This window comes from Kitasatospora kazusensis, assembly GCF_039529945.1.
Classification (GTDB): domain Bacteria; phylum Actinomycetota; class Actinomycetes; order Streptomycetales; family Streptomycetaceae; genus Kitasatospora; species Kitasatospora kazusensis.
In genome coordinates this window covers 363,913-387,894 of sequence record NZ_BAAANT010000002.1, presented here as the reverse complement: position 1 = coordinate 387,894, position 23,982 = coordinate 363,913, and the positions used below count along the sequence as shown (strand labels likewise).

Here is a 23,982-nt window from a genome sequence, read left to right as displayed (position 1 = left end):
GAGCGTGTGCGGCTACTGGCCGTGGCCGGTGGCGCCGCCGTTGTCGCGGCGGTCGAGGGCGCGCTGGAGGGCGGCCGCCGCGTGCGGGTCGGGCTCGGCGCGACGGTGGCGGCGCGGGGTGCGGGCGGTGGTGGTGGGGGCGGCGTGGTCACGGTGGGTGAGCAGGTTTGCGTGGGGCATACCGGGCTCCTCGGTTCAGGGCACAGGAACGTGCTGAGGGTGGGGAGAAGTTGGTACGCCGAGCAGGGGTCGCCTGTCGATGCGCGTACGGCACGGAGGGGCCTCGCGCTCTCGTTTGAGAGGGGTGGGCTCACCATCCGGCCCTTACAAGGTACGACGGACCCACCGTCGCTGTCTGCACAACTACTTGGATTTCCTACTATCTGAGACACCGCCGGGAACGCGCCGGGGCCCGGGCCGCCGCAGCGGTCCGGGCCCCGGCGGGGCGGTGCGGGATCAGTCGTCCAGCACCATGGCCTCGGCGCAGGCCGCGATGGTCAGCAGCAGGGCGTCGTCCTGGCCCGGGACGATGGTGACGCCGTAGTGCTCGCTCAGCAGCGACCACTTGCGGGCGATGTGCGCGACCTCCTGCTCGCCGTAGGTGATGGCGTACTGGTGGTCGGTGATGTTGCCCGTGACGTGCAGCTCGGCACCGTTCTCGAAGGTCACGGTGAACTTGTAGACCAGCGGCGAGAAGAGCGACTTCTTCACGGTGGCGATCCGCTGCTCACCGCGCTGGATGTAGCGGATGTCCCGGAGCGTCATGATCTTCTCGGAGATCCGGTACAGCTCGTTGCCGTTGACGTCCTGCAGCGCGATGACGCCGCTGAAGCTGAACATCTTCTCGTCGACCTGGAAGACCCGCTCGCCGCCACGCTTGATCCAGAAGTCGTGGGTGGGCGAGAAGAACTTCTCGTCGATCTCGTAGGTGACGCCGTTCTGGACCGGCTCGTGGCCGTCCAGGAGGCGCTGGCTGAGCCCCTCCAGGAAGTTGTCGTGCTGCTCCCCGTGGCCCTGCTGCTGGGCGTTCCCGAGCAGCTGCTGCGCTATGCCGAACAGGCTGCCGATTCCGTCGCTCATGCCGGGTTTCCTCCCCTTGGTGCGGTGATGACGGGGATGAGCATAGAGAGTCCGGATTCGACGACGACAGCCCCCCTGGTCTGCTGTTGCACAATCAGCACAACAGGCCTGGAGGGCTGTCGGGAAGTGAAGGAAAAAAGGTGGCGAACGGTCAGCCGAGGTTGACCGCGCGGGCGAACTGGGCACCGATCGCGGCGGCGATCTCGGTCAGGACCTCCTGCGAGACCTCGCTGTCCACGGTGATCGAGGCCAGCGCGCGGTCACCGTCCCGGGCGACCTGCATGCCCGCGATGTTGATGCCGGCGTTGCCGAGGATCTGGCCGAGGGTGCCGACCACGCCGGGGCGGTCCTCGTACTTGAAGAAGGCCATGTGGTCGGTGAGCGCGACGTCCACGTCGAAGGCGTCCACACCGACGATCTTCTGGATCTGCTTCGGGCCGGAGAGCGTGCCCGAGATGGCGATCTCGCCGCCGTCGGCGAGGGTGCCGCGCACGGTGATCACGTTGCGGTGCTCGGGGCTCTCGCTGCTGGTCGTCAGGCGGACCTCGACACCGCGCTCCTGCGCGAACAGCGGGGCGTTGACGTAGGACACCGTCTCCGCCACGACATCCTCGAACACGCCCTTGAGAGCCGAGAGTTCGAGCACCTTGACGTCGTGCTGGGTGATCTCGCCGCGGACCTCGACATCGAGGCGGACGGCGACCTCGCCGGCCAGCGCGGTGAAGATCCGGCCGAGCTTCTCGGCGAGCGGCAGGCCCGGGCGTACGTCCTCGGCGATCACACCGCCCTGCACGTTGACCGCGTCCGGGACCAGCTCGCCCGCGAGCGCGAGGCGCACCGACCTGGCGACGGCGATGCCGGCCTTCTCCTGGGCCTCGTCGGTGGAGGCGCCGAGGTGCGGGGTGGCGACCACGTTGTCGAAGGCGAACAGCGGGGAGTCGGTGCACGGCTCCTTGGCGTAGACGTCCAGGCCCGCGCCGGCCACCCGGCCGTCGCGCAGCGCGCTGGCGAGCGCGGCCTCGTCCACGATGCCGCCACGGGCGGCGTTGACGATGCGCACGGTCGGCTTGACCTTGTGCAGCGCCTCGTCGCCGATCAGGCCGATCGTCTCGGGGGTCTTCGGGAGGTGGACGGTGATGAAGTCCGAGACCTCCAGCAGCTCTTCGAGCGAGAGCAGCTTGACGCCCATCTGGGCCGCGCGGGCGGCCTGGATGTAGGGGTCGTACGCGACGATCTTCATGCCGAAGGCGGACATCCGCTGGGCGACCAGCACGCCGATCCGGCCGAGGCCGACCACGCCGAGGGTCTTCTCGCTCAGCTCGACGCCGGTGTACTTGTTGCGCTTCCACTCGCCCTGCTTGAGCGCGGCGTTGGCGGGCGCGATGTGCCGGGCGCTGGCGATCAGCAGACCGCAGGCGAGCTCGGCGGCGGTGACGATGTTGGAGGTCGGGGCGTTCACGACCATCACGCCGGCCTTGGTGGCGGCGGAGACGTCCACGTTGTCCAGACCGACGCCCGCGCGGGCGACGACCTTCAGCTTCTTCGCGACGGCCAGCGCCTCCGCGTCCACCTTGGTGGCACTGCGGATCAGGATGGCGTCCACGTCCGCGATGGCGGTCAGGAGTTCGTTCCGGTCCCCGCCGTTGCAGTGGCGGATCTCGAAGTCGGGGCCCAGCGCGTCGACGGTGGCGGGCGACAGCTCTTCGGCGATGAGAACTACGGATTTGCTCACGACAGTGTCCTTAACTGTCCGGTTCCCCTCGGCATGTGGCTGGCACGACGAACAGGGGGAAGGTGGCATAGCCGCGTAGGTAGACGCACGACGCTGTGGGCCTGACGCGCACTCGGAAGTGTATCGACGGGCAGAGGGCGGGGCTGCTCCCGACCGGCGAAATCACCCGGACGGGAGCAGCCTGGTTGTACAAGGCAGTTAGCCCTTGTTACGCCTTCTCGTCGACCCAGCTCATCAGCTTGCGGAGCTTCTTGCCGGTGGTCTCCAGCAGGTGCTCGGAGTCGGCGGTCTTGTACTCGTTGTACTTGGGCAGGCCCGCCTTGTACTCGGCGATCCAGGTGTTGGCGAAGGTGCCGTCCTGGATCTCGGCGAGGACCTTCTTCATCTCGGCCTTGGTGTCGGCGGTGATGATGCGCGGGCCGGTCACGTAGTCGCCCCACTCGGCGGTCTCCGAGATGGACCAGCGCATCTTCTCCAGGCCGCCCTCGTACATCAGGTCGACGATGAGCTTCAGCTCGTGCAGGCACTCGAAGTAGGCGATCTCCGGCTGGTAGCCGGCCTCGACCAGGGTCTCGAAACCGGCCTTGACCAGGGCGGCCGTACCGCCGCAGAGGACGGCCTGCTCACCGAACAGGTCGGTCTCGGTCTCCTCGGTGAAGGTGGTCTTGATGACGCCGGCCTTGGTGGCGCCGATGCCCTTGGCGTACGAGAGCGCCAGCTCCAGGCCCTTGCCGGTGGCGTCCTGCTCGACCGCGACGATCGCGGGGACGCCACGGCCCTCCTCGTACTGACGGCGGACCAGGTGGCCCGGGCCCTTCGGGGCGACCATGCAGACGTCGACGTCCGACGGCGGCGTGATGAAGCCGAAGCGGATGTTGAGGCCGTGGCCGAAGAAGAGCGCGTCGCCCGCCTTCAGGTTCGGCTCGATCGCCTCCTTGTAGACATCGCCCTGGATCGGGTCCGGCACCAGGATCATGATGACGTCGGCCCAGGCGGCGGCCTCGGACGGGGTGGCGACCGTCAGGCCGGCCTCCTCCGCCTTCGCGCGGGACTTGGAGCCCTCCAGCAGGCCGACCCTGACGTCCACGCCCGAGTCGCGCAGGGACAGCGCGTGGGCGTGGCCCTGGCTGCCGTAGCCGATGACCGCGACCTTGCGGCTCTGGATGATGGACAGGTCGGCATCGTCTTCGTAGAACAGCTCGGCCACGGGGGCACATCTCCTTGCGTGTGGTGTACCAGGTGCGTTGCGTACTTACCGTACGTCGGCCCGGCGGTGGTGTGGGGCGGTGCTTCAGGGGGTGAGACGGGGGGGCTCCGGGGAGGCAACCGGTCAACCGGTGGGGGCGCGAGGAACTGCGCGAAGTGGGAACCTGCGGACCGTAGCCTTCCGGTCCCGCGCAGTTCCCCGCGCCCCTGTCTGTGGCTCACCAGTTGCCTGAGAGCGAAGCTCTAGGCAGAGCGGTCCAGGGCCCGGAGGGAGCGGTCGGTGATGGAGCGGGCGCCTCGGCCGATCGCCACCAGGCCGGACTGGACGAGCTCCTTGATGCCGTACGGCTCCAGCATCCGCAGCATCGCCTCCAGCTTGTCGGAGCTGCCGGTGGCCTCGATGGTCACGGCGTCCGGGGAGACGTCGACCGTCTTGGCGCGGAAGAGCTGGACGATCTCCACGACCTGCGACCGGGTTTCGGCGTCGGCGCGGACCTTGACCAGGACCAGTTCCCGCTGGATCGCAGCGGCCTGGTCGAGTTCGACGATCTTTATCACGTTGACCAGCTTGTTCAGCTGCTTGGTGACCTGCTCCAGCGGCAGGTCCTCGACGTTGACCACGATCGTCATCCGGGAGATGTCCGGGTGCTCGGTCGGGCCGACGGCGAGGGAGTCGATGTTGAAACCCCGACGGGAGAACAGGGCGGCGATGCGGGCGAGCACGCCGGGCTTGTTCTCGACCAGGACGGAGAGGGTGTGCTTGGACATGATGGTCATGAGCTCTCTATCGGTTGGTCGGGGCTGTTAGTCGAGGTCGTCGCCGAAGTCGGGGCGGACGTCCCGGGCGGCGAGGATCTCGTCGTTGCTGGTGCCGGCGGCGACCATCGGCCAGACCATGGCGTCCTGGTGGACGATGAAGTCGATGACCACCGGGCGGTCGTTGATCGCCATCGCCTGCTCGATCACCGCGTCCAGGTCCTCCGGGCGCTCGCAGCGCAGGCCGACGCAGCCCATCGCCTCCGAGAGCAGCACGAAGTCGGGGATCCGGGTGCCCTGGGCGGGGGCGGCGATGCCGTCGTGCTCGGGACCGGAGTGCAGCACGGTGTTGGAGTACCGCTGGTTGTAGAAGAGCGTCTGCCACTGGCGGACCATGCCCAGCGAGCCGTTGTTGATGATCGCGACCTTGATCGGGATGTTGTTCAGCGCGCAGGTGACCAGCTCCTGGTTGGTCATCTGGAAGCAGCCGTCGCCGTCGATCGCCCAGACCACGGCCTCCGGCTTGCCCGCCTTGGCGCCCATCGCGGCCGGGACGGCGTAGCCCATCGTCCCCGCGCCGCCGGAGTTCAGCCAGGTGGCCGGCTTCTCGTAGCTGATGAACTGCGAGGCCCACATCTGGTGCTGGCCGACGCCCGCCGCGTAGATGGCGTCCGAGCCGACGAGCTGACCGATCCGCTCGATCACCTGCTGCGGGGAGAGCTCGCCGTTCGGGGCCGGCTCGTAGCCCAGCGGGTAGGTCTTCTTCCACTCGTTGAGCTTGACCCACCAGTCGGCGTAGTCGCTCTTGTGCCCGGCGTCGTACTCGGCCTGGACGGCGACGATCAGGTCGGCCAGCACCTCGCGGGCGTCGCCGACGATCGGCACGTCCGCCGGGCGGTTCTTGCCGATCTCGGCCGGGTCGATGTCCGCGTGCACGACCTTGGCGTACGGGGCGAAGCTGTCCAGCTTGCCGGTGACCCGGTCGTCGAAGCGGGCGCCGAGGGTGAACAGCAGGTCGGACTTCTGCAGGGCGGTGACGGCCGGGACGGAGCCGTGCATGCCGGGCATGCCCAGGTGCTGCGGGTGGCTGTCGGGGAAGACGCCCAGAGCCATCAGGGTGGTGACCACCGGCGCGCCGGTCAGCTCGGCGAGGATCCGCAGCTCGGTGGCGGCACCCGCCTTCAGGACGCCGCCGCCGACGTAGAGGACCGGCTTCCTGGCGCTCACCAGCATCCGCGCGGCCTCGCGGATCTGCTTGGCGTGCGGCTTGGTGACGGGCCGGTAGCCCGGCAGCGACATCTCGACCGGCCAGCGGAAGACGGTGGTGGCCTGCAGCGCGTCCTTGGCGATGTCGACCAGCACCGGGCCCGGGCGGCCGGTGGCGGCGATGTGGAACGCCTCGGCGATCACCCGGGGGATCTCGGCCGGGTCGGTGACCAGGAAGTTGTGCTTGGTGATCGGCATCGTGATGCCGCAGATGTCCGCCTCCTGGAAGGCGTCCGTGCCGATCGCCTTGGAGGCGACCTGCCCGGTGATCGCGACCATCGCGACGGAGTCCATGTAGGCGTCGGCGATCGGGGTGACCAGGTTGGTCGCGCCCGGCCCGGAGGTCGCCATGCAGACCCCGACCTTGCCGGTGGCCTGCGCGTAGCCGGTCGCGGCGTGGCCGGCGCCCTGCTCGTGCCGGACCAGGATGTGGCGCACCTTGGCCGAGTCCATCAGCGGGTCGTACGCCGGAAGAATGGCCCCACCCGGGATGCCGAAGACCGTGTCCGCGCCTACGGCCTCGAGCGAGCGGATGAGCGACTGCGCGCCGGTCATCGTCTCGACGACGGTGGTGGGACCCGGAGCGTGGGCGGCCGGGTTGTCCCCACGGCGGGGGGATGCGGCGTGCTCAGTCATCTGCCTGTCTCTTCTCGGGTTCTGCCGGCCGGGCGAGTACGGGTCTCGCCTTGGGTGACCGGTCTCCGGCTCTGCCTCCATCGTCCGCCCGTCTGGTGCCGATCGGGCGGGGTCTGGAGGCCAGGTGTATTGCGGGTTTCAACAGTTCCGGTGCAACAAAAAACCCCTCGTGCCAAGGGCATGCGAGGGGTGGCGCGTCGGTCTGTCAAAGTAGGGCACGATGGCCCACTCAGCCGACGCGCCCGCCAAGTACGAGAATTCGGGTGCGCATGGCAACGACCTTCCTCCCCGTAGGTGGGGAGTGTCAAGCAGGTGGGACGGAGGTCTCACCATGCGGACCTGTCAACGGACTGGTGGGCATCCGGCGTTCGGGCAGGTCGGGGGCCCCGTGGCGGTGTACGACCCGCCCCGAACCCGGGTCCGCACGGCCACCCGAACGGGTGTCGACCGCTAGGTAGGCGCGTCTGGCCGACAGCGATCCGAGCGGGCGCGGCAGCGGGTACACCCGGCGGGCCAGCGCCCGGCGCAGCCGGTGCTCGTCCAGCGGCTGCGCGAAGGCCAGCCCCTGTGCCTGGCGGCAGCCCAGCTCCTGGAGCGCCACCACCTGCCGGGCGTGGTCGACCCCCTCCGCGAGGGTGACCAGGCCGAGGTCGCGGCCCAGCCGCAGCGCGTGCCCGGCCAGCGCCCTGGTGACCGCCGAGTCGGCGACGTCCTGGACGAGGCTGCGGTCCAGCTTGAGCGCGTCGAACGGGAGCCGGGCCAGCGCGCCGAGCGAGCCGTTGCCCGCCCCGAAGCCGGCCACCGTGGTGCAGACCCCGGCCCGGCGCAGCGCGGCCAGCCGGCGTCCGAGCTCGTCGGCGAGGGTGTCCGGGCCCGTCCGGGCCAGCTCGATCACCAGGTGCTCGGCGGGCAGCCTGGTCTCGCGGAGCACCGCGACGATCGCCTCGTACATGCCGGGCGCGCAGAGCCGCTCGGCGCTCAGCCGGACCGAGACCGGGACGGGGACGGATCTGGGCGGGTCCAGGTCGGCCCGGCGGGCGGCGGCCGTGGTGACCGCCTCCTGGAGCATCCAGCGGGCGAACCGGGTGGCCGCGTCGCCCTGCTCGGCGGAGCGCAGGAACTCGGCCGGGGTGAGCAGCAGCCCCTGGGCGGAGCGCCAGCGGGCCTGCGCCTCGACGGCGGTGACCGCGCCGGTGCGCAGGTCCACCACCGGCTGGTGGAGCAGGGTGAAGCCGCCCTCCCGGACGGCGACCCGCAGCCGCTCCTCCAGCTCGGCCCGGCGGTCGAGCTCGGTCCGCATGGCCGGGGTGTAGAGCACCACCCGGCCCTTGCCCTGGGACTTCGCCCGGTACATCGCCAGGTCGGCGTTGCGCATCAGCTCGTCGGTGGCGGCCTTCGGGTCGGTCATCGCCGGATCGGCGGCAGGCGCGTGGCCGCGGGGCCCGAAGGCGATGCCGATACTGGCGGCGACGCCCAGTTCGGCGCCGCCGATCCAGTACGGCTCGGAGAGCGCGGAGCGCAGCCGTTCGGCGAGTTCGTGGACCTGGGTGCGGCCGAGCCGCCCGCAGACCAGGGCGGCGAACTCGTCCCCGCCGAACCGCGCGACGGTGTCCCCGGCCCGTACCGCGCCCTGGAGCCGGCGGGCCGCCTGCACCAGCAGCTCGTCGCCGACCTGGTGCCCGGCGGTGTCGTTGACGGCCTTGAAGCCGTCCAGGTCGAGGAAGAGCACGGCGATGGCGGGGCTGTCCTGGGCGGGGTGCTCGCGGGAGCCGTCCGGGCCGGTGTAGACGCTGTCGGCCGGGCCGTCGAGGCCGCAGCCGTACTGCTCGGCGGCCCGTCGGCCGGGCACCGCGGGGGCGGCCAGGGCGGCGCGGACGCGCTGGGTGAAGAGGGCGCGGTTGGGCAGGTCGGTCAGCGGGTCGTGGAAGGCGTTGTGCTGGAGCTGGGCCTGCAGTATCACCCGCTCGGTGACGTCCCGGCTGTTGAGGATCAGCCCGTCCCGGTAGCGGTTCACCGTGGACTCGACGTGCAGCCACTCGCCGCCGCCGGAGCGGATCCGGCACTCGACCCGGGCCGACGGCTCGCCGCCGGCCTCGCCCGTCCGGCGGCCGTGGCTCTTGACGAGCAGCCGCCGGACCTCCAGCAGCATCCGGTCGACGTCGTCGGGGTGGACGAGGTTGAGCAGGTTGCCGCCGACCAGCTCCTCCGGATCCCGGCCGTAGACGCCGAGGGCGGCCGGGCTCACGTAGCTGAGCGCGCCGTTGGCGCCCGCGATCATGATGACGTCGCTGGAGCCCTGCACCAGCGAACGGAAGTGCGCCTCCTTCTGGGCCAGTTCCTGCGCCAGCTTGAGGTTGTCCACCAGCATCACGCCCTGGCGCAGGATCAGCGCGAAGCCGACCGTGCAGGCGGTGGCGATCACCACCCGGTCCAACGGCTGCCCGCCCAGGGCGTTGTAGAGGATCCCGGCCGTGCAGACCGCGGCCGCGACGTACGGCGTCAGGGCGCTGAAGGTGGAGGCGACCCGCCGGCGCGGGGTGCCGCCGGCCGAGGGGTGCTCGCGGCTCGGGCGCCGGCTGGCCGACCAGGGGGCCCGGGCCAGCAGCACGCTCCCGGAGAACCAGCCCGCGTCGAGCAGCTCGCCGGAGTGGTAGCTCATCCGCAACTCCGGCGAGGTGAAGAGGGCGTCGCAGACCACGGTCACCGCGAGGGCGACCATCGCGGTGTGGACGGCGGCCCGGTTGCCGTCCCGGCTGCGCAGGCGCAGGCCGACCACCAGGCTGATCAGCAGGATGTCCAGCACCGGGTAGGCCAGGCCGAGCGCGAGCCGGACGGGGTCGTCGCCCTCGCCCGCCGCGACCCGGCCGAGCGCGAGGCTCCAGCTGAGGGTGAGCAGCGAGCCCGCGACCAGCCACCCGTCCAGCAGCAGGCAGAGCCAGGCGGCGGCCGTCCGGGGGCGCTGGGCGAGCACCAGCAGGCCGGTGATGGCGAGCGGGGCGAAGAGCAGGAAGGCGTACTCGGCGGGCGAGTTCTGCGGCACGTCGGTGTGGAGCACGAACTCGTACCAGCCCCAGGTGCCGTTGCCGAACGCCACCACGGAGGAGGACAGGCCGAACAGCAGCCAGGCCGGGCGGGACGGGCCGCCGACGGTGCAGCCGTGCAGCAGGCAGGAGAGGGCGGCGGCGAGGGCGGCGGCGGCGAGCCCGAAGTCGCCCATGAAGGTCGCCAGCGGGGGTGACCCCCAGTCCAGGGCGGCCCCCAGCGCGTACCCGAGGCAGAGCGCGACCAGGGCCGCGTCGGGCGTCCGGACGGCGCGGGTGGCCAGCACCCACGGGGTCAGGTACCAGGGGCTGCCCCACCAGGCCCTGGCCGCCGCCGACTTGGCGGCCCAGGAGGTGGCCAGCCAGCACTTCACGACTTCGGAGCGGCCGGGCGGGGGCTCGGCCGCCCAGGGGTGCAGGTGGTGCGGGCAGGTGCGGGCCTCCCCCGCCGGGGCCGGCCCGGGCGTGGGCGCGGCAGGCAGCACCGCATCGGTGGAGTTCACTCGACATCTCCCCCTCCGGCCCGGGGCCGCAGCGCGCCCGGACCTCGGCTGTGCCACCGCACGAAGCGACCTGACGCCGCGTCATCACAGTGCCCCCGAAGGCCCGTTCCGGCACCTCCGGGGCGGGCCGGCGAAGTCGATCCGCCGCGCCGTACCGGTGTTCCCACTCGGGACACTACACCACTCTGGTCACTCAATGACACATACACTCAACTTAGAGTAATGGTCAGGGTGCTGGGTTCTGCATCCGCTTCGCCCGGATCAACCCGGTCGGGTGGGGGTTGCCCTGCGGGCGGCTTCGCGGGGAGCGCTGCGCGGAGCGGGAGGTGCGGCGGCGTTGCTCCCGGTCTCGCGCAGTCCCACGCGGCCCTGGAGAGGCGCCCGGTCCCCTGAGAGGCGGCCCGCCGGGTGGGGAACAGCGAAGGGGCACGGGAAACCGGGTGGTTTTCCGTGCCCCTGGGGTCGTCGGCCTGGGGTCAGGCCTGGACGCCGAGCTTGGCCAGGATGAGGTCCTTGACGCGGGCGGCGTCGGCCTGGCCGCGGGTGGTCTTCATGACCGCGCCGACCAGGGCTCCGACGGCCGCGATCTTGCCGTCGCGGATCTTGTCGGCGATGCCGGCGTTCTCGGCGATCGCCTGGTCGACGGCTGCGCCGAGCGCGGAGTCGTCCGAGACGACGGCCAGGCCGCGCTGCTCGACGACCGCGTCCGGCTCACCCTCGCCGGCGAGCACGGCCTCGATGACCTGGCGGGCCAGCTTGTCGTTGAGCTTGCCCTCGGCGACGAGCGCGCAGACCCGGGCCACCTGGGCCGGGGTGATCGGCTGCTCGGCGAGGTCGGTGCCGGTCTCGTTGGCCCGGCGGGCCAGCTCGCCCATCCACCACTTGCGGGCCTGGTCGGCGGGGGCGCCGGCCGCGATGGTGTCCAGGATCGGCTGGACGGCGCCGGCGTTGAGCACCGACTGCATGTCCTTGTCCGACAGGCCCCACTCGCCCTGGAGGCGCGCGCGACGCAGGCGCGGCAGCTCGGGCAGCCCGGCCCGCAGCTCCTCGACCCACTCGCGGGAGGGGGCGATCGGGACGAGGTCGGGCTCCGGGAAGTACCGGTAGTCCTCGGCGTTGTCCTTGATCCGGCCGGCCGTGGTGGAGCCGTCCTCCTCGTGGAAGTGCCGGGTCTCCTGGACGATCGTCCCGCCGTCGTCGAGCACGGTGGCGTGCCGCATGATCTCGAACCGGGCGGCCCGCTCCACGCTGCGCAGCGAGTTGACGTTCTTGGTCTCCGAGCGGGTGCCGAACTTCTCCCGGCCGTGCGGGCGCAGCGACAGGTTGACGTCGCAGCGCATCTGGCCCTTGTCCATCCGGGCCTCGGAGACGTCCAGCGCCTTGATCAGCTCGCGCAGCTCGGCGACGTACGCCTTGGCGACCTCGGGGGCGCGGACGCCCGCGCCCTCGATCGGCTTGGTGACGATCTCGATCAGCGGGATGCCGGCCCGGTTGTAGTCGAGCAGCGAGTGCGAGGCACCGTGGATGCGGCCGGTCGCGCCGCCGATGTGGGAGGACTTGCCGGTGTCCTCCTCCATGTGGGCGCGCTCGATCTCGACCCGGAAGATCTCGCCGTCCTCCAGCTGCACGTCGAGGTAGCCGTTGAAGGCGATCGGCTCGTCGTACTGCGAGGTCTGGAAGTTCTTCGGCATGTCCGGGTAGAAGTAGTTCTTCCGGGCGAACCGGCACCACTCGGCGATCTCGCAGTTCAGCGCGAGGCCGATCTTGATCGCGGACTCGACGCCGATCGCGTTGACCACCGGCAGCGAGCCGGGCAGGCCGAGGCAGGTCGGGCAGGTCTGGCTGTTCGGCTCGGCGCCGAGCTCGGTCGAGCACCCGCAGAACATCTTGGTCTTGGTGCCCAGCTCGACGTGGACCTCAAGGCCCATCACCGGGTCGTAGGAGGCCATGGCGTCGTCGTAGGACACCAGGTTCATGACGCTCACAGCGTCCCCTTCGCTATCACTGAAAGTCTTGGGAGGTACGGGCCCGGCCCCGCTGCAAGGGGGCCGGGCCCGGCGGGCACTCAGCCCAGCAGGATGTCGTCGTCCCCGAGCTGCCTGAGCTCACGGACCAGCAGGGCGGTGCCGGTGACCAGGGCCACCGCGCCGACCACCGCGTTGATCAGCTTCAGGGTGTCCTGGTCGCCGCGGGCCTTCTTGACGTCCTTGACGACCGAGATCGCGCCGAACGCGCTGGTCCCGATGGACAGCCACAGGCCGGCCTTCGAGTGCTTCCACCCCTTGATCGAACCACTGGCTTTTGCCTTGGCAATCTTGCTCACAGTGCCGGTGCCTCCTCCAGCAGGGTGTGCCCCCACTTGTCGTTGAGCGCGGCCTCGACGGCGCCGCCCACGCGGTACAGGCGGTCGTCCGCCATCGCGGGAGCGATGATCTGCAGGCCGACCGGGAGATTGTCCTCCGGCGCGAGCCCGCAGGGCAGCGACATGGCCGCGTTGCCCGCGAGGTTGGACGGGATGGTGCACAGGTCGGCCAGGTACATCGCCAGCGGGTCGTCGGCGCGCTCGCCGATCGGGAAGGCGGTGGTCGGCGTGGTCGGCGAGACCAGCACGTCCACGCCCGCGAAGGCCGCGTCGAAGTCCCGCGAGATGAGCGTGCGGACCTTCTGCGCCGAGCCGTAGTAGGCGTCGTAGTAGCCCGAGGAGAGCGCGTACGTGCCGAGGATGATGCGGCGCTTGACCTCGTCGCCGAAGCCGGCCTCGCGGGTGAGGGCGGTGACGTCCTCGGCCGAGCGGGTGCCGTCGTCGCCGACCCGCAGGCCGTACCGCATGGCGTCGAAGCGGGCCAGGTTGGAGGAGGCCTCGCTCGGCGCGATCAGGTAGTACGCCGGCATCGCGAGGGTGAAGGACGGGCAGGAGACCTCGACGACCTCCGCACCCAGCTCGCGCAGCAGCTCGACGCTCTCGTTGAAGCGCTGCATCACGCCGGCCTGGTAGCCCTCGCCCGCGAACTCCTTGACCACGCCGATCCGCATGCCGCGGATGTCGCGGCGCTTGGCGGCCTCGACCACGGCCGGCACCGGCGCGTCGATCGAGGTGGAGTCGAGCGGGTCGTGTCCGGCGATCGCCTCGTGCAGCAGGGCCGCGTCGAGGACGGTACGGGCGCAGGGGCCGCCCTGGTCCAGCGAGGACGAGAAGGCGACCAGGCCGTAGCGGGAGACCGAGCCGTAGGTCGGCTTGACGCCGACCGTGCCGGTGACGGCGCCGGGCTGGCGGATCGAGCCGCCGGTGTCGGTGCCGATCGCCAGCGGGGCCTCGAACGCGGCCAGCGCCGCGGCCGAGCCGCCGCCGGAGCCGCCGGGGATCCGGGAGAGGTCCCACGGGTTGCCGGTGGTGCCGTAGGCGCTGTTCTCGGTGGAGGACCCCATGGCGAACTCGTCCATGTTGGTCTTGCCGAGGATCACCACGCCCGCGTCCTTCAGACGCGTCGTCAACGTCGCGTCGTACGGCGGGATCCAGCCTTCGAGGATCTTCGAGCCGCAGGTGGTCGGAACGCCCTTGGTGGTGAAGACGTCCTTCAGCGCGAGCGGGACGCCGGCCAGCGGGCCGAGCTCCTCGCCCTTGGCGCGCTTGGCGTCCACCGCGCGGGCGGCGCTCAGCGCACCCTCGGTGTCGACGTGCAGGAAGGCGTTGACCTTCTTGTCCACGGCGTCGATGCGGTCCAGGTGCGCCTGGGCCACCTCGACGGCGCTGACCTCACCGGAGGAGATCGCGGCGGCCGTCTCGGCGGCGGTGTAGCGGATGAGATCGGTCATCGGAACTAGTCCTCCCCGAGGATCTGCGGGACACGGAAGCGCTGCTCCTCGGCGGCGGGCGCGCCGGAGAGCGCCTGCTCCGGGGTGAGCGACGGCCGGACCACGTCCGCGCGCATGACGTTGGTCAGCGGCAGCGGGTGGGAGGTGGGCGGTACGTCCTGTCCGGCGACCTCGGAAACGCGGGCGACCGCGCCGATGATCACGTCGAGCTGCTCGGCGAAGTGGTCCAGCTCTTCGGCCTGCAACTCAAGACGCGACAGCCGAGCGAGGTGGGCGACCTCCTCGCGCGTGATGCCAGGCATGCAGCGATCCTCAGGGGGTGAGTTCTGGTGAGGCCGGGCACCGGGGGCGCCCACGGTCTCATGGTCTGTGAGGCCATCCTATGGGGCGCGGGAACTCGTCAGAGCAACCAGAGCAGGGGCGCGGGGAACGGCGCGCGCAACCGGGCACCTTCGTGGTGCCCTGGTCGCGCGCGCAGTTCATCAAAAGGGGCCCCGCGCCCCTGACAGTGCAACTACTGGGGGGTCGTCGGTGCGGGTGACGGGAGTTCGGCCTGGACCACCGGGCGCAGGGCGCGCGGGGTGAGCCACTCGACCGTCGGGGCGTTGTTGCGGTGCACCATCAGCCACGCGGTGGCCTGGTCGGCGGGCAGCGCGGCCGAGACCAGCCAGCCCTGGACGGCGTCCACGCCCATGCTGTGCAGGCGCTCCCAGGTCTCGTCGTCCTCGACGCCCTCGGCGACCACGGTCAGGCCGAGCGAGTGCGCCAGCTCGACCGAGCAGCGGACGACGGCGGCGTCGTGGTGGTCGGCGACCATCCGGGAGACGAAGGAACGGTCGATCTTGAGCTCGCCGACCGGCAGGCTGCGCAGCCGCACCAGCGAGGAGTGCCCGGTGCCGAAGTCGTCCAGCGACATCCCGACCCCGTAGCGGCGCAGCTCGGCCAGGGTGTCGGCGGCGAGCCGGGAGTCGTCCAGCAGCAGGCGCTCGGTGATCTCCAGCTGGAGGGCGTGCGCGGGCACCCCCTGCCGGGTCAGGTGGCCGGCCACCCGGCCGGCGAACCCCGGGCTGAGCACGTCGCGCGGCGAGACGTTGACGGCGACCTGCACCTCCAGCCCCTGGCGGCGCCAGGAGGCGAGCTGGCCGACGGCCGCCTCCAGTACGTAGTCGGTGAGCCGGGGCATCAGCCCGCTGGACTCGGCGAGGCCGATGAACTCGTCCGGGCCGACCCGGCCGCGGCCCGGCCGGTCCCAGCGCAGCAGCGCCTCCAGGCCGACCACCCGGCCGTCGAAGGCGACCTTGGGCTGGTAGTGCAGCTGCACCTCGTTGGTCTCCAGCGCCCTCCTGAGGTCGCCGAGAAGTCCGATCCGGTACGGCGTGTCGAGGTCCCGGGCCTCGTCGTACTGCTCGACGCCGCTGCGGCGGCGCTGGGCGTGGGCCATCGCGACGTCCGCCCGGCGGAGCAGCGCCTCGGCGTCCTGGGCGTGCCTCGGGTAGACACAGAGGCCGGCACTGGCCTCCAGGACGAGCAGCAGCCCGTCGAGCCGGATCGGCGCGGCGAGTTCGGCGATCAGGGCCTTGGCGACCCGCTCCAGGGTGTCCGCGCAGCCGACGCCGGGGAGCAGGACGGCGAACTCGTCGCCGCCCATCCGGGCGACCACCGGACGGCCGCCGCGCTGGACGGCGGGCGGCAGGCTGGAGAACACGTCGTCCGGATCGCTACGGGCGGGGTTGTGGGTGCCCGAGCGGAGCGCCCGGTGCAGTCGGCGGGCGATGTGCACGAGCAGCCGGTCGCCCGCCGTATGTCCTAAAGCGTCGTTGAGCGACCGGAACCGGTCCAGGTCGAGCAGGATCAGCCCGACGCTGAAGTCCTCCTCGTCCTGGTGGTCCGCGATCGCGTCCTGGGCCGCCAACAGCAAGGCGTGACGATTCGGCAGATCCGTCAGCGGGTCGGTGAGCTGGTCCCGGGCCCGGTCCCGGGCGATCCGCCAGGCGGCCACCAGGACGGCGAGCGGGACCGCGAAGAGCGGCAGCAGCTCGGGTTCGTGCCGGTAGACCAGGACGGCCAGTGGGATGAGCGGCGCCGCCCCGGCCAGCAGCACGCCGAGCAGCAGGACCGCACCCGCCACCCCCTGCGGCGGGCGTGTGGGCGCGCCGCCGGTCGAACGATCCATAAGCCCTGTCCTCCGTCGGGCCCGCCCCGTCAGGCCGCCTTTCGGTGACGGCGCCTCAATGGCGCCGATGGGCGTCAGTGACGGGTGTCCCCTACGGCTCCGGTCACAGGACCCTTGCCGATCACCCTTGCTGACACACTGTTGCGCTCAAGGGTAAGCCGGTGTCCGCCGGAAGGGCGGACTTTCGGACATCCGTGAGCGCCTCACCGACAGAACATCCATGAGTCACCGCCACACAGTGACAGAATGCCCCCTTTACGGCGCCGGGATCCCGGTGACGCGGCATCAGGACGGTAACGAGTGTCAGCCCTCCGCGGGGGCCGCAGCGGCCTCGGCCGGCGCCGCGGGCCCGGCGCCGTCTGCCGCGCCGTCCGGGGCGGCCTCGGCGGCCCCGGTGTCCTGGAGCCCGAGGTGTGCCCGGGCCGCCGCCGGACCGCCGGCCAGCAGGACGGCGAAGCCCGCGTCGTCCAGCACCGCGAGGCCCAGCTGCACGGCCTTGTCGTACTTGGACCCGGGGTTGTCACCGGCCACCACGAAGTCGGTCTTCTTCGAAACCGAACCCGTCACCTTGGCACCCTGCGAGGTCAGCGCCTCCTTGGCACCGTCCCGGGTGTGCCCGGCGAGCGTGCCCGTGACCACCACGACCAGCCCCTCCAGCGGACGCGGGCCCTCCTCCTCGGCCGCCTCCTCGGTGAACCGGACGCCGGCCGTGCGCCACTTCTCCAGGATCTCCCGGTGCCACTCCTCCTCGAACCACTCCTTGATCGAGCGGGCGATGATCGGGCCGACGCCCTCGGTGGCGGCGAGCTCCTCCTCGGTGGCGGCGAAGATCCGGTCCAGGTCCCGGAACTCCCGGGCCAGCGCCTCGGCGGCCACCGGGCCGACGTGACGGATCGACAGGCCGTTGAGGTAACGCGACAGCGGGCGCTGCCTGGCCTTGTCCAGGTTCTCCAGCAGGAGGGTGGTGGTCTTCTTCGGCTCGCCCTTGAGATTGGCGAAGAACGTAACCGTCTTCTCCTCGCCGGTCTCGTCGTCGAGCTTCGGCATGCCGGTCTTCTGGTCGCGGACCTTGACCGTGATCGGGAGCAGTTGCTCCAGCGTCAGCCCGAAGATGTCGCCCTCGTTCTTGACCGGCGCGTCGGCGGGCTCCAGCGGCTGGGTGAGCGCGGTGGCCGCGACGTAGCCGAGGCCCTCGATGTCCAGCGAGGAGCGACCGCCGAGGAAGGCGATCCGCTCGCGTACCTGGGCCGGGCAGAACTGGGCGTTCGGGCAGCGCAGGTCGATGTCCCCCTCGGACAGCGGGCGCAGCTCGCTGCCGCACTCGTGGCAGTGCGACGGCATCACGAACTCCCGCTCGGTGCCGTCCCGCAGGTCCTCCACCGGGCCGAGGATCTCCGGGATCACGTCACCGGCCTTGCGGAGCACCACGGTGTCGCCGAGCAGCACGCCCTTGGCCTTGACGATCTGCTGGTTGTGCAGCGTCGCGTACTGGACCATCGAGCCGGCCACCTTGACCGGCTCCGCCATCACCGCGTACGGCGTGGCCCGGCCGGTGCGGCCGATCCCGATCTTGATCGAGGCCAGCTTGGCGGTGACCTCCTCCGGCGGGTACTTCCAGGCGATGGCCCAGCGCGGGGACTTGGAGGTGGCGCCGAGCCGGCCCTGCAGCGGGATCTCGTCCACCTTGACGACCACGCCGTCGATCTCGTGCTCGACGGAGTGCCGCTGCTCGCCGTACTGCTTGATGAACGCACGGACCTCGTCCAGGGTCCCGACCACCCGGTTGTGCCGGGCGGTCGGCAGGCCCCAGTCCTGCAGCAGCTGGTAGGCGTGCGACTGGCAGTCGATGTCGAAGCCGACCCGGGCGCCGATGCCGTGCACCACCATGTGCAGCGGGCGGGACGCGGTGACCAGCGGGTCCTTCATCCGGAGCGAACCGGCGGCGGCGTTGCGCGGGTTGGCGAACAGCTTGACCAGCGCCTGCGGGCGCTTGCCCTCCTTCGCGCGCTCCTCGTTCTCGGCCCGGCGGCGGTCGTTCTCGGCCGCGAAGGAGGCGTTCAGCTCGGCGAAGGCCTCGGTCGGCAGGTAGACCTCGCCGCGGATCTCGACCAGCTCGGGGATGTCGTCGCCCTTGAGCTGGTGCGGGATCTCCTTGATGGTGCGGACGTTGGCGGTGATGTCCTCGCCGATCCGGCCGGTGCCGCGGGTGGCGGCCAGCACCAGCCGGCCGCGCTCGTACGTGAGGTTGACGGCCAGGCCGTCCACCTTGAGCTCGCAGAGGTAGTGGTATTCCAGGCCGTCGAGCTCCTTGGCGACGCGCTCGGCCCAGGCGGCGAGCTCCTCGTCGTCCATCGCGTTGTCCAGGCTGAGCAGCCGCTCCCGGTGCTCGACCTTGGTGAAGACGTCGGTGGCCGCGCCGCCGACCTTCTGGGTCGGCGAGTCAGGGGTGACCAGGACCGGGTGCTCGGCCTCGATCCGCTCCAGCTCGCGCATCAGGGTGTCGAACGCGGCGTCGCTGATGGTCGGCGCGTCCTGCTCGTAGTAGCGCGCGCGGTGCTCCTCAAGCTCGGCAGCCAGCTCGACGTGCCGCTTGCGCACCTCTGCCGGAACCTCTTCCCAGCCCTCGACCGCCACCGCGTCCTCCAGATCTTCTGACTACTCCGGGTTGTCCACCAGGCTCTGCGCGGCCTGCGCGCTGAGTGACAGCGCCTTGCGGGCGTAGGCGGGGCTCGCCCCGGCCAGACCGCAGGTCGGCGTCACCAGCACGCGGCTGCCGAGCAGCTCCGGGGACAGCCCCAACCTGCGCCACAACGTCCTGACACCCTGGACACTACCGGCCGGGTCCGACAATCCTTGGTCGGTGGAGGGCACCACACCGGCCAGGAAGCGCGTCCCCGCCTCGACCGCCTCGCCGAGGTCGTCGTCGTCACGCTCCGTCAGGAGCGAGAAGTCCAGGGACACTCCGGCCACCCCCGCCCGGCGCAGCAGCGGGATCGGTACCCCGGCCGCACAGCAGTGCACCAGGACGGGCGCGTCCAGGGCGGTCACGACGGAGCGCAGCACCTCCTCGGCGACCTGCCGGTCGACCGGGCGCAGGCGGGAGAAGCCGCTGGCGGTCTTCACCGAGCCGGCCAGTACGGCGGGCAGCGAGGGCTCGTCCAGCTGGAGCACGAGCTGCGCGCCCGGGATGCGCCCCCGGACCTCCGCGAGGTGGCGGCGCAGCCCCTCGGTGAGCGACTCGGCGATGCCCCGGCAGGCCCCCGGGTCCTTGAGCGCCTTCTCGCCGCCCCGCAGTTCGATCGCGGCGGCCAGCGTCCAGGGCCCGACGGCCTGCAGCTTCAGCGCGCCCCGGTACCCCTGGGTGAACTCCTCCAGCGCGTCCAGGTCCTCGCCCAGCCAGGAGTGCGCCCGCTTGGTGTCCCGGCCCGGCCGGTCGGCGAACCGCCAGCCGCTCGGCTCGGTCTGTGCGAACAGCTCGACCAGCAGCCCCGCCCCACGGCCGATCATGTCCGCACCGGGCCCGCGCGCGGGCAGCTCCGGCAGGTGCGGCAGCCGCTCCAGCGCGCCGACGGCGGTCTTCGCGGCCTCGCGGGCGTCGGTACCGGGCATCGAGCCGACACCCGTCGCGGCGCCGGTCAACTCGGGAAAGGTCTGTCCATCAGTGCTCACACGGCTGAGCCTACGCAACCGGGCAACCGGAAGGGGCGCGGGGAACTGCGCGAGCGCGGAAGGCAACGGTCTGCACTCTTCCGGTTTCGCGCAGTTCCCCGCGCCCCTCAATGGTCGGCCCGACCCGCAGGGTCCTACTTGCCCGGGCGGACGGTGATCTCGGTGATCTCGGCGTCGCGCGGCAGGTCGAGGGCCGTGAGGATGGCGGTGGCCACCGACTCCGGGGCGATCCAGCGGGTGGGGTCGTACTCCTTGCCCTCCTGCTGGTGCACCTTCACCTGCATCGCGGTGGCGGTCCGGCCCGGGTAGACCGTGGTCACCCGAACGCCGTTGGCGTGCTCCTCCGCCCGCAGCGAGTCGGCGAGCGCCCGCAGGCCGAACTTGCTCGCCGCGTACCCGCCCCAGGTCGGGCCCGCGCTCAGCCCGGCACCGGAGTTGACGAACACCACGTGACCCCGGACGAGGCGGACCGACGGCAGCACCAGCCGGGTCAACTCGGCCGGCGCGACCAGGTTGACGTTCAGCTGCTCCTGCCAGGCCTTGACCGGGAGGTCGCCGATCTCACCGAGCTGGACCACCCCGGCGATGTGCAGCAGCGAGTCGATCTCGACCGGCAGCTCCTGGTGCCCGAGCGTCCAGGAGAGCTTGGCGGGGTCGGCCAGGTCCGCGACCAGGGTCTGTGCGGTGGGGAAGCGCTCGCGCAGTTCGGCGGCCCGGCGGGCGTTGCGGGCGAACAGCCAGATGTTCTCGCCGCGCTCGGCCAGCCGCTCGGCGACGACCGCGCCGATGCCCGAACCGGCGCCGGTGATCAGGTGGTTACCCATGGTCCGTACCCTCTCAGGCGGTGGCTTCGAGGTGCGCGAACACCTCGGCCGGGTCGGCGGTGAAGGTGATCAGCTCGGCGACCGGCCGGGGCAGGAAGCCCTCCTGGTCCATCCGCACCAGCTGGGTGTGCAGGCCCTCGTAGAAGCCGTCGGTGTCGAGCACCACGACCGGCTTGTCGTGCAGGGCGTGCTTCTTGAGCTCCAGCACCTCGGACACCTCGTCCAGCGTGCCGAGCCCGCCGACCAGCACCACCACGGCGTCCGCACGGGCCAGCAACTGCGCCTTGCGCTCGGCGAGGTCGCGCGTCATCACCAGCTCGTCGGCGCCCTCGTACGTCTTGTGGGCGAGCAGGTCGACCGAGATGCCGACCAGCCGGCCGCCGGCCTCCTTCACCCCGTCGGCGAGCAGGCCCATCAGCCCGGCGTGCGAGCCGCCCCAGACCAGGGTGTGCCCGCGCTCACCGAGCAGCCGGGCGAAGTCGGCGGCGGGCGCGGTGTAGCGCTCGTCGAGCGAGTAGGCGGAACAGAACACGGTGATATTCATGATGCCCCCAGGTTTACCACTTGCGGCCCGCCCGCCCCGCACGGTTTCGGCGCCGTGCGCGGTTACGCGCTGACCGCGCGCCGCGCGGTGGTGGCGATGGTGGCCGAGCCGACCACGCGGGTGCCGTCGTAGAGCACGACCGCCTGCCCGGGCGCGATGCCCCGGGCCGGGGTGGCCAGCTCGACCCGCAGCTCGCCGTCGACGACCGAGGCGGTCACCGGCACCTCGGCGCCGTGGGCGCGCAGCTGGGCGGTGTACGCGCCGTCGGCCAGCGGCTCGGTGCCGCACCAGCGCGGCCTGATCGCGGTGAGCGACAGCACGTCCAGGCCCTCGGCCGGACCGACGGTGACGGTGTTGTCCACCGGCGAGATGTCGAGCACGTAGCGCGGCTTGCCGTCGGCGGCCGGGCGGCCGATCCGCAGGCCCTTGCGCTGGCCGATGGTGAAGCCGTACGCGCCCTCGTGCTCACCCAGCTTGGTGCCGTCGGCGTCCACGATGTCGCCGGTGGCGGTGCCGAGGTGCTTGGCCAGGAAGCCCTGGGTGTCGCCGTCGGCGATGAAGCAGATGTCGTGGCTGTCCGGCTTCTTCGCGACGGCCAGCCCGCGCTGCTCGGCCTCGGTCCGGATGACGTCCTTGGTGGTGTCGCCGAGCGGGAAGAGCGAGTGCGCGAGCTGGTCGGCGTCGAGCACGCCGAGCACATACGACTGGTCCTTGGCCATGTCCACGGCGCGGTGCAACTGCCGCTCGCCGGAGGGGAGGTCGACGATCCGGGCGTAGTGGCCGGTGCAGACGGCGTCGAAGCCGAGCGCGATCGCCTTGTCGAGCAGCGCGGCGAACTTGATCTTCTCGTTGCAGCGCAGGCAGGGGTTGGGGGTGCGGCCGGCCGCGTACTCGGCGACGAAGTCGTCGATCACGTCCTCGCGGAACCGCTCGGCCAGGTCCCAGACGTAGAACGGGATGCCGATCACATCGGCGGCGCGGCGGGCGTCCCGGGAGTCCTCGATGGTGCAGCAGCCGCGCGCGCCCGTCCGGAAGGACTGCGGGTTCGAGGAGAGCGCCAGGTGCACCCCGGTCACCTCGTGGCCCGCCTCGGCGGCGCGGGCGGCGGCGACGGCGGAGTCCACCCCGCCGGACATCGCGGCCAGCACGCGCAGGCGGCCGTTGCTTGCGGCGGTCGGGGCACCAGGGAAGTCAGTCATGATTCCCCAAGCGTACGTGGTGCCCGGAGGTGCCTTCCAAGGTGCGGGTCACCCCAGGGGCGCGTGGGGGTACCTCCCGGCCGAAGGCTGGGGGAGAGCTGCGCGAGGCGGGAGGGTGCGGACCGTTGCCTTCCGATCTCGCGCAGTTCCCCGCGCCCCTGTCCGAAGCTGATCGGGTGCGCAAAGTGGCACGTCAGCGCCGCGACGCCGCCGCGAGGCCCGCGTTCCGGGCCCGCTGGACGGCGGGGCCGATCGCCTCGGTCAGGGCCCGCACGTCCGCACGGGTCGAGGTGTGGCCGAGCGAGAAGCGCAGGGAGGCGCGGGCCGTCAGCGGGTCGGCGCCCATCGCCAGCAGGACGTGGCTGGGCTGCGGCACCCCCGCCGAACACGCGGAGCCGGTCGAGCACTCGATGCCCTGGGCGTCCAGCAGCATCAGCAGGGCGTCGCCCTCGCAGCCGGGGAAGGAGAAGTGCGCGTTGGCGGAGAGCCGCCCGGCGCCGGACGGGTCGCCGTTGAGCACCGCGTCGGGGACGACCCCGAGCACCCCGGCGATCAGCTCGTCCCGCAGCGCCGCCACCGCGGCGGCGTGCTCGGCCCGGCGCTCCACCGCGATCGCCGCCGCCGCCGCGAACCCGGCCGCCGCCGGCACGTCCAGCGTGCCGGAGCGCACGTCGCGCTCCTGGCCGCCGCCGTGCAGCAGCGGGACGGGGGTCGCGCTGCGGGCGAGCAGCAGCGCTCCGACGCCGTACGGGCCGCCGATCTTGTGGCCGGTCACGGTCAGCGCGTCCAGGCCCGACTCGGCGAAGGAGACCGGGACCTGACCGAGCGCCTGTACCGCGTCGGCGTGCATCGGGATGCCGAACTCACGAGCGATCGAGGAGAGTTCGACGATCGGCTGGACGGTGCCGACCTCGTTGTTGGCCCACATCACGGTGATCAGCGCGACGGAGGCCGGATCGCGCTCGATCGCCGCCCGCAGGACCTCCGGGTGCACCCGGCCGTAGGCGTCGACGGGCAGGTACTCGACCAGCGCGCCCTCGTGCTCGGAGAGCCAGTGCACCGCGTCCAGCACCGCGTGGTGCTCGACCGGGCTGCTCAGCACCCGGCGCCGGGCCGGGTCGGCGTCCCGGCGGGCCCAGTACAGGCCCTTGACGGCCAGGTTGTCCGACTCGGTACCGCCGCCGGTGAGGACGATCTCACTCGGCCGGGCGCCCAGGGACTGCGCCAGCGACTCCCGGGATTCCTCGACCACCCGACGGGCGCGGCGTCCGGCGGCGTGCAGGGAGGAGGCGTTGCCGACGACCCCGAGGTGCGCACTCATGGCGGTGATCGCCTCGGGCAGCATCGGGGTGGTGGCCGCATGATCGAGATATGGCATGGCGGCTCCCAGTGTAGGGGCCGCCCGGGCCCGTCCCGGCCGGAGGCCGGCCGACGGCCCGCCGAGAGTCACGATTTGGCCATTGCACGCACTGCAACAGGCCGTTAGCCTCCTGCCACACCAGCGGGGCGGGACCGGCGGGGCGTGGATGGGGTGGGTGCG

17 protein-coding genes and 1 pseudogene are annotated in these 23,982 nt (G+C 71.7%); all 18 read right to left on the bottom strand.

What is annotated here, in order from left to right:
* Positions 1 to 12: 12 nt before the first annotated feature.
* Positions 13 to 180 (bottom strand): hypothetical protein, encoded by a 168-nt coding sequence (locus tag ABD330_RS03745; RefSeq protein WP_344460651.1) that lies wholly within the window; start codon positions 178 to 180, stop codon positions 13 to 15.
* Positions 181 to 456: 276 nt separating this feature from the next.
* Entirely contained in the window at positions 457 to 1,080 is a 624-nt protein-coding gene (locus ABD330_RS03740) for an LURP-one-related/scramblase family protein (protein ID WP_344460572.1), read from the bottom strand.
* Between the two features lie 151 nt (positions 1,081 to 1,231).
* Positions 1,232 to 2,812 (bottom strand): phosphoglycerate dehydrogenase, encoded by a 1,581-nt coding sequence (gene serA / locus ABD330_RS03735; protein WP_344460570.1) that lies wholly within the window; start codon positions 2,810 to 2,812, stop codon positions 1,232 to 1,234.
* Positions 2,813 to 3,020: 208 nt separating this feature from the next.
* Complete coding sequence (ilvC, locus tag ABD330_RS03730) at positions 3,021 to 4,019, bottom strand: ketol-acid reductoisomerase (RefSeq protein WP_344460568.1); 999 nt, start codon at positions 4,017 to 4,019, stop codon at positions 3,021 to 3,023.
* Positions 4,020 to 4,261: 242 nt separating this feature from the next.
* The gene (gene ilvN / locus ABD330_RS03725; RefSeq protein ID WP_344460647.1) at positions 4,262 to 4,786 is read right to left on the bottom strand and encodes an acetolactate synthase small subunit; all 525 of its coding nucleotides are present in this window, start codon (positions 4,784 to 4,786) and stop codon (positions 4,262 to 4,264) included.
* Positions 4,787 to 4,822: 36 nt separating this feature from the next.
* The gene (locus tag ABD330_RS03720) at positions 4,823 to 6,676 is read right to left on the bottom strand and encodes an acetolactate synthase large subunit (protein WP_425555427.1); all 1,854 of its coding nucleotides are present in this window, start codon (positions 6,674 to 6,676) and stop codon (positions 4,823 to 4,825) included.
* A gap of 304 nt (positions 6,677 to 6,980) precedes the next feature.
* On the bottom strand, positions 6,981 to 10,004 hold the full coding sequence (locus tag ABD330_RS03715) for a putative bifunctional diguanylate cyclase/phosphodiesterase (protein WP_344460643.1): 3,024 nt from the start codon (positions 10,002 to 10,004) through the stop codon (positions 6,981 to 6,983).
* Between the two features lie 692 nt (positions 10,005 to 10,696).
* The gene (gatB, locus tag ABD330_RS03710) at positions 10,697 to 12,196 is read right to left on the bottom strand and encodes an Asp-tRNA(Asn)/Glu-tRNA(Gln) amidotransferase subunit GatB (RefSeq protein ID WP_425555438.1); all 1,500 of its coding nucleotides are present in this window, start codon (positions 12,194 to 12,196) and stop codon (positions 10,697 to 10,699) included.
* A gap of 89 nt (positions 12,197 to 12,285) precedes the next feature.
* Positions 12,286 to 12,543, bottom strand: coding sequence for a hypothetical protein (locus ABD330_RS03705; RefSeq protein ID WP_344460564.1), 258 nt, complete (start codon positions 12,541 to 12,543; stop codon positions 12,286 to 12,288).
* Entirely contained in the window at positions 12,540 to 14,033 is a 1,494-nt protein-coding gene (gene gatA, locus ABD330_RS03700; protein ID WP_344460562.1) for an Asp-tRNA(Asn)/Glu-tRNA(Gln) amidotransferase subunit GatA, read from the bottom strand. The genes ABD330_RS03705 and gatA overlap by 4 nt, the downstream gene beginning before the upstream one ends.
* A 5-nt stretch (positions 14,034 to 14,038) precedes the next feature.
* Complete coding sequence (gene gatC, locus ABD330_RS03695) at positions 14,039 to 14,335, bottom strand: Asp-tRNA(Asn)/Glu-tRNA(Gln) amidotransferase subunit GatC (RefSeq protein WP_280719380.1); 297 nt, start codon at positions 14,333 to 14,335, stop codon at positions 14,039 to 14,041.
* Between the two features lie 212 nt (positions 14,336 to 14,547).
* Positions 14,548 to 16,143, bottom strand: a pseudogene (locus ABD330_RS03690) (putative bifunctional diguanylate cyclase/phosphodiesterase); the annotation flags it as partial.
* Positions 16,144 to 16,509: 366 nt separating this feature from the next.
* Entirely contained in the window at positions 16,510 to 18,840 is a 2,331-nt protein-coding gene (gene ligA, locus ABD330_RS03685) for an NAD-dependent DNA ligase LigA (protein ID WP_344460558.1), read from the bottom strand.
* Positions 18,841 to 18,861: 21 nt separating this feature from the next.
* A complete protein-coding gene (locus ABD330_RS03680; RefSeq protein ID WP_425555426.1) occupies positions 18,862 to 19,875 on the bottom strand; it encodes a methionine synthase in 1,014 nt (337 codons plus the stop codon).
* Between the two features lie 134 nt (positions 19,876 to 20,009).
* On the bottom strand, positions 20,010 to 20,699 hold the full coding sequence (locus ABD330_RS03675; protein WP_344460556.1) for an SDR family oxidoreductase: 690 nt from the start codon (positions 20,697 to 20,699) through the stop codon (positions 20,010 to 20,012).
* Between the two features lie 13 nt (positions 20,700 to 20,712).
* Entirely contained in the window at positions 20,713 to 21,243 is a 531-nt protein-coding gene (locus ABD330_RS03670) for an LOG family protein (RefSeq protein ID WP_344460554.1), read from the bottom strand.
* A gap of 62 nt (positions 21,244 to 21,305) precedes the next feature.
* Positions 21,306 to 22,442: a tRNA 2-thiouridine(34) synthase MnmA gene (gene mnmA, locus ABD330_RS03665; RefSeq protein ID WP_344460552.1), complete on the bottom strand. Its 1,137-nt coding sequence runs from the start codon at positions 22,440 to 22,442 to the stop codon at positions 21,306 to 21,308.
* Between the two features lie 193 nt (positions 22,443 to 22,635).
* On the bottom strand, positions 22,636 to 23,820 hold the full coding sequence (locus tag ABD330_RS03660; protein ID WP_344460550.1) for a cysteine desulfurase family protein: 1,185 nt from the start codon (positions 23,818 to 23,820) through the stop codon (positions 22,636 to 22,638).
* Positions 23,821 to 23,982: the final 162 nt, after the last annotated feature.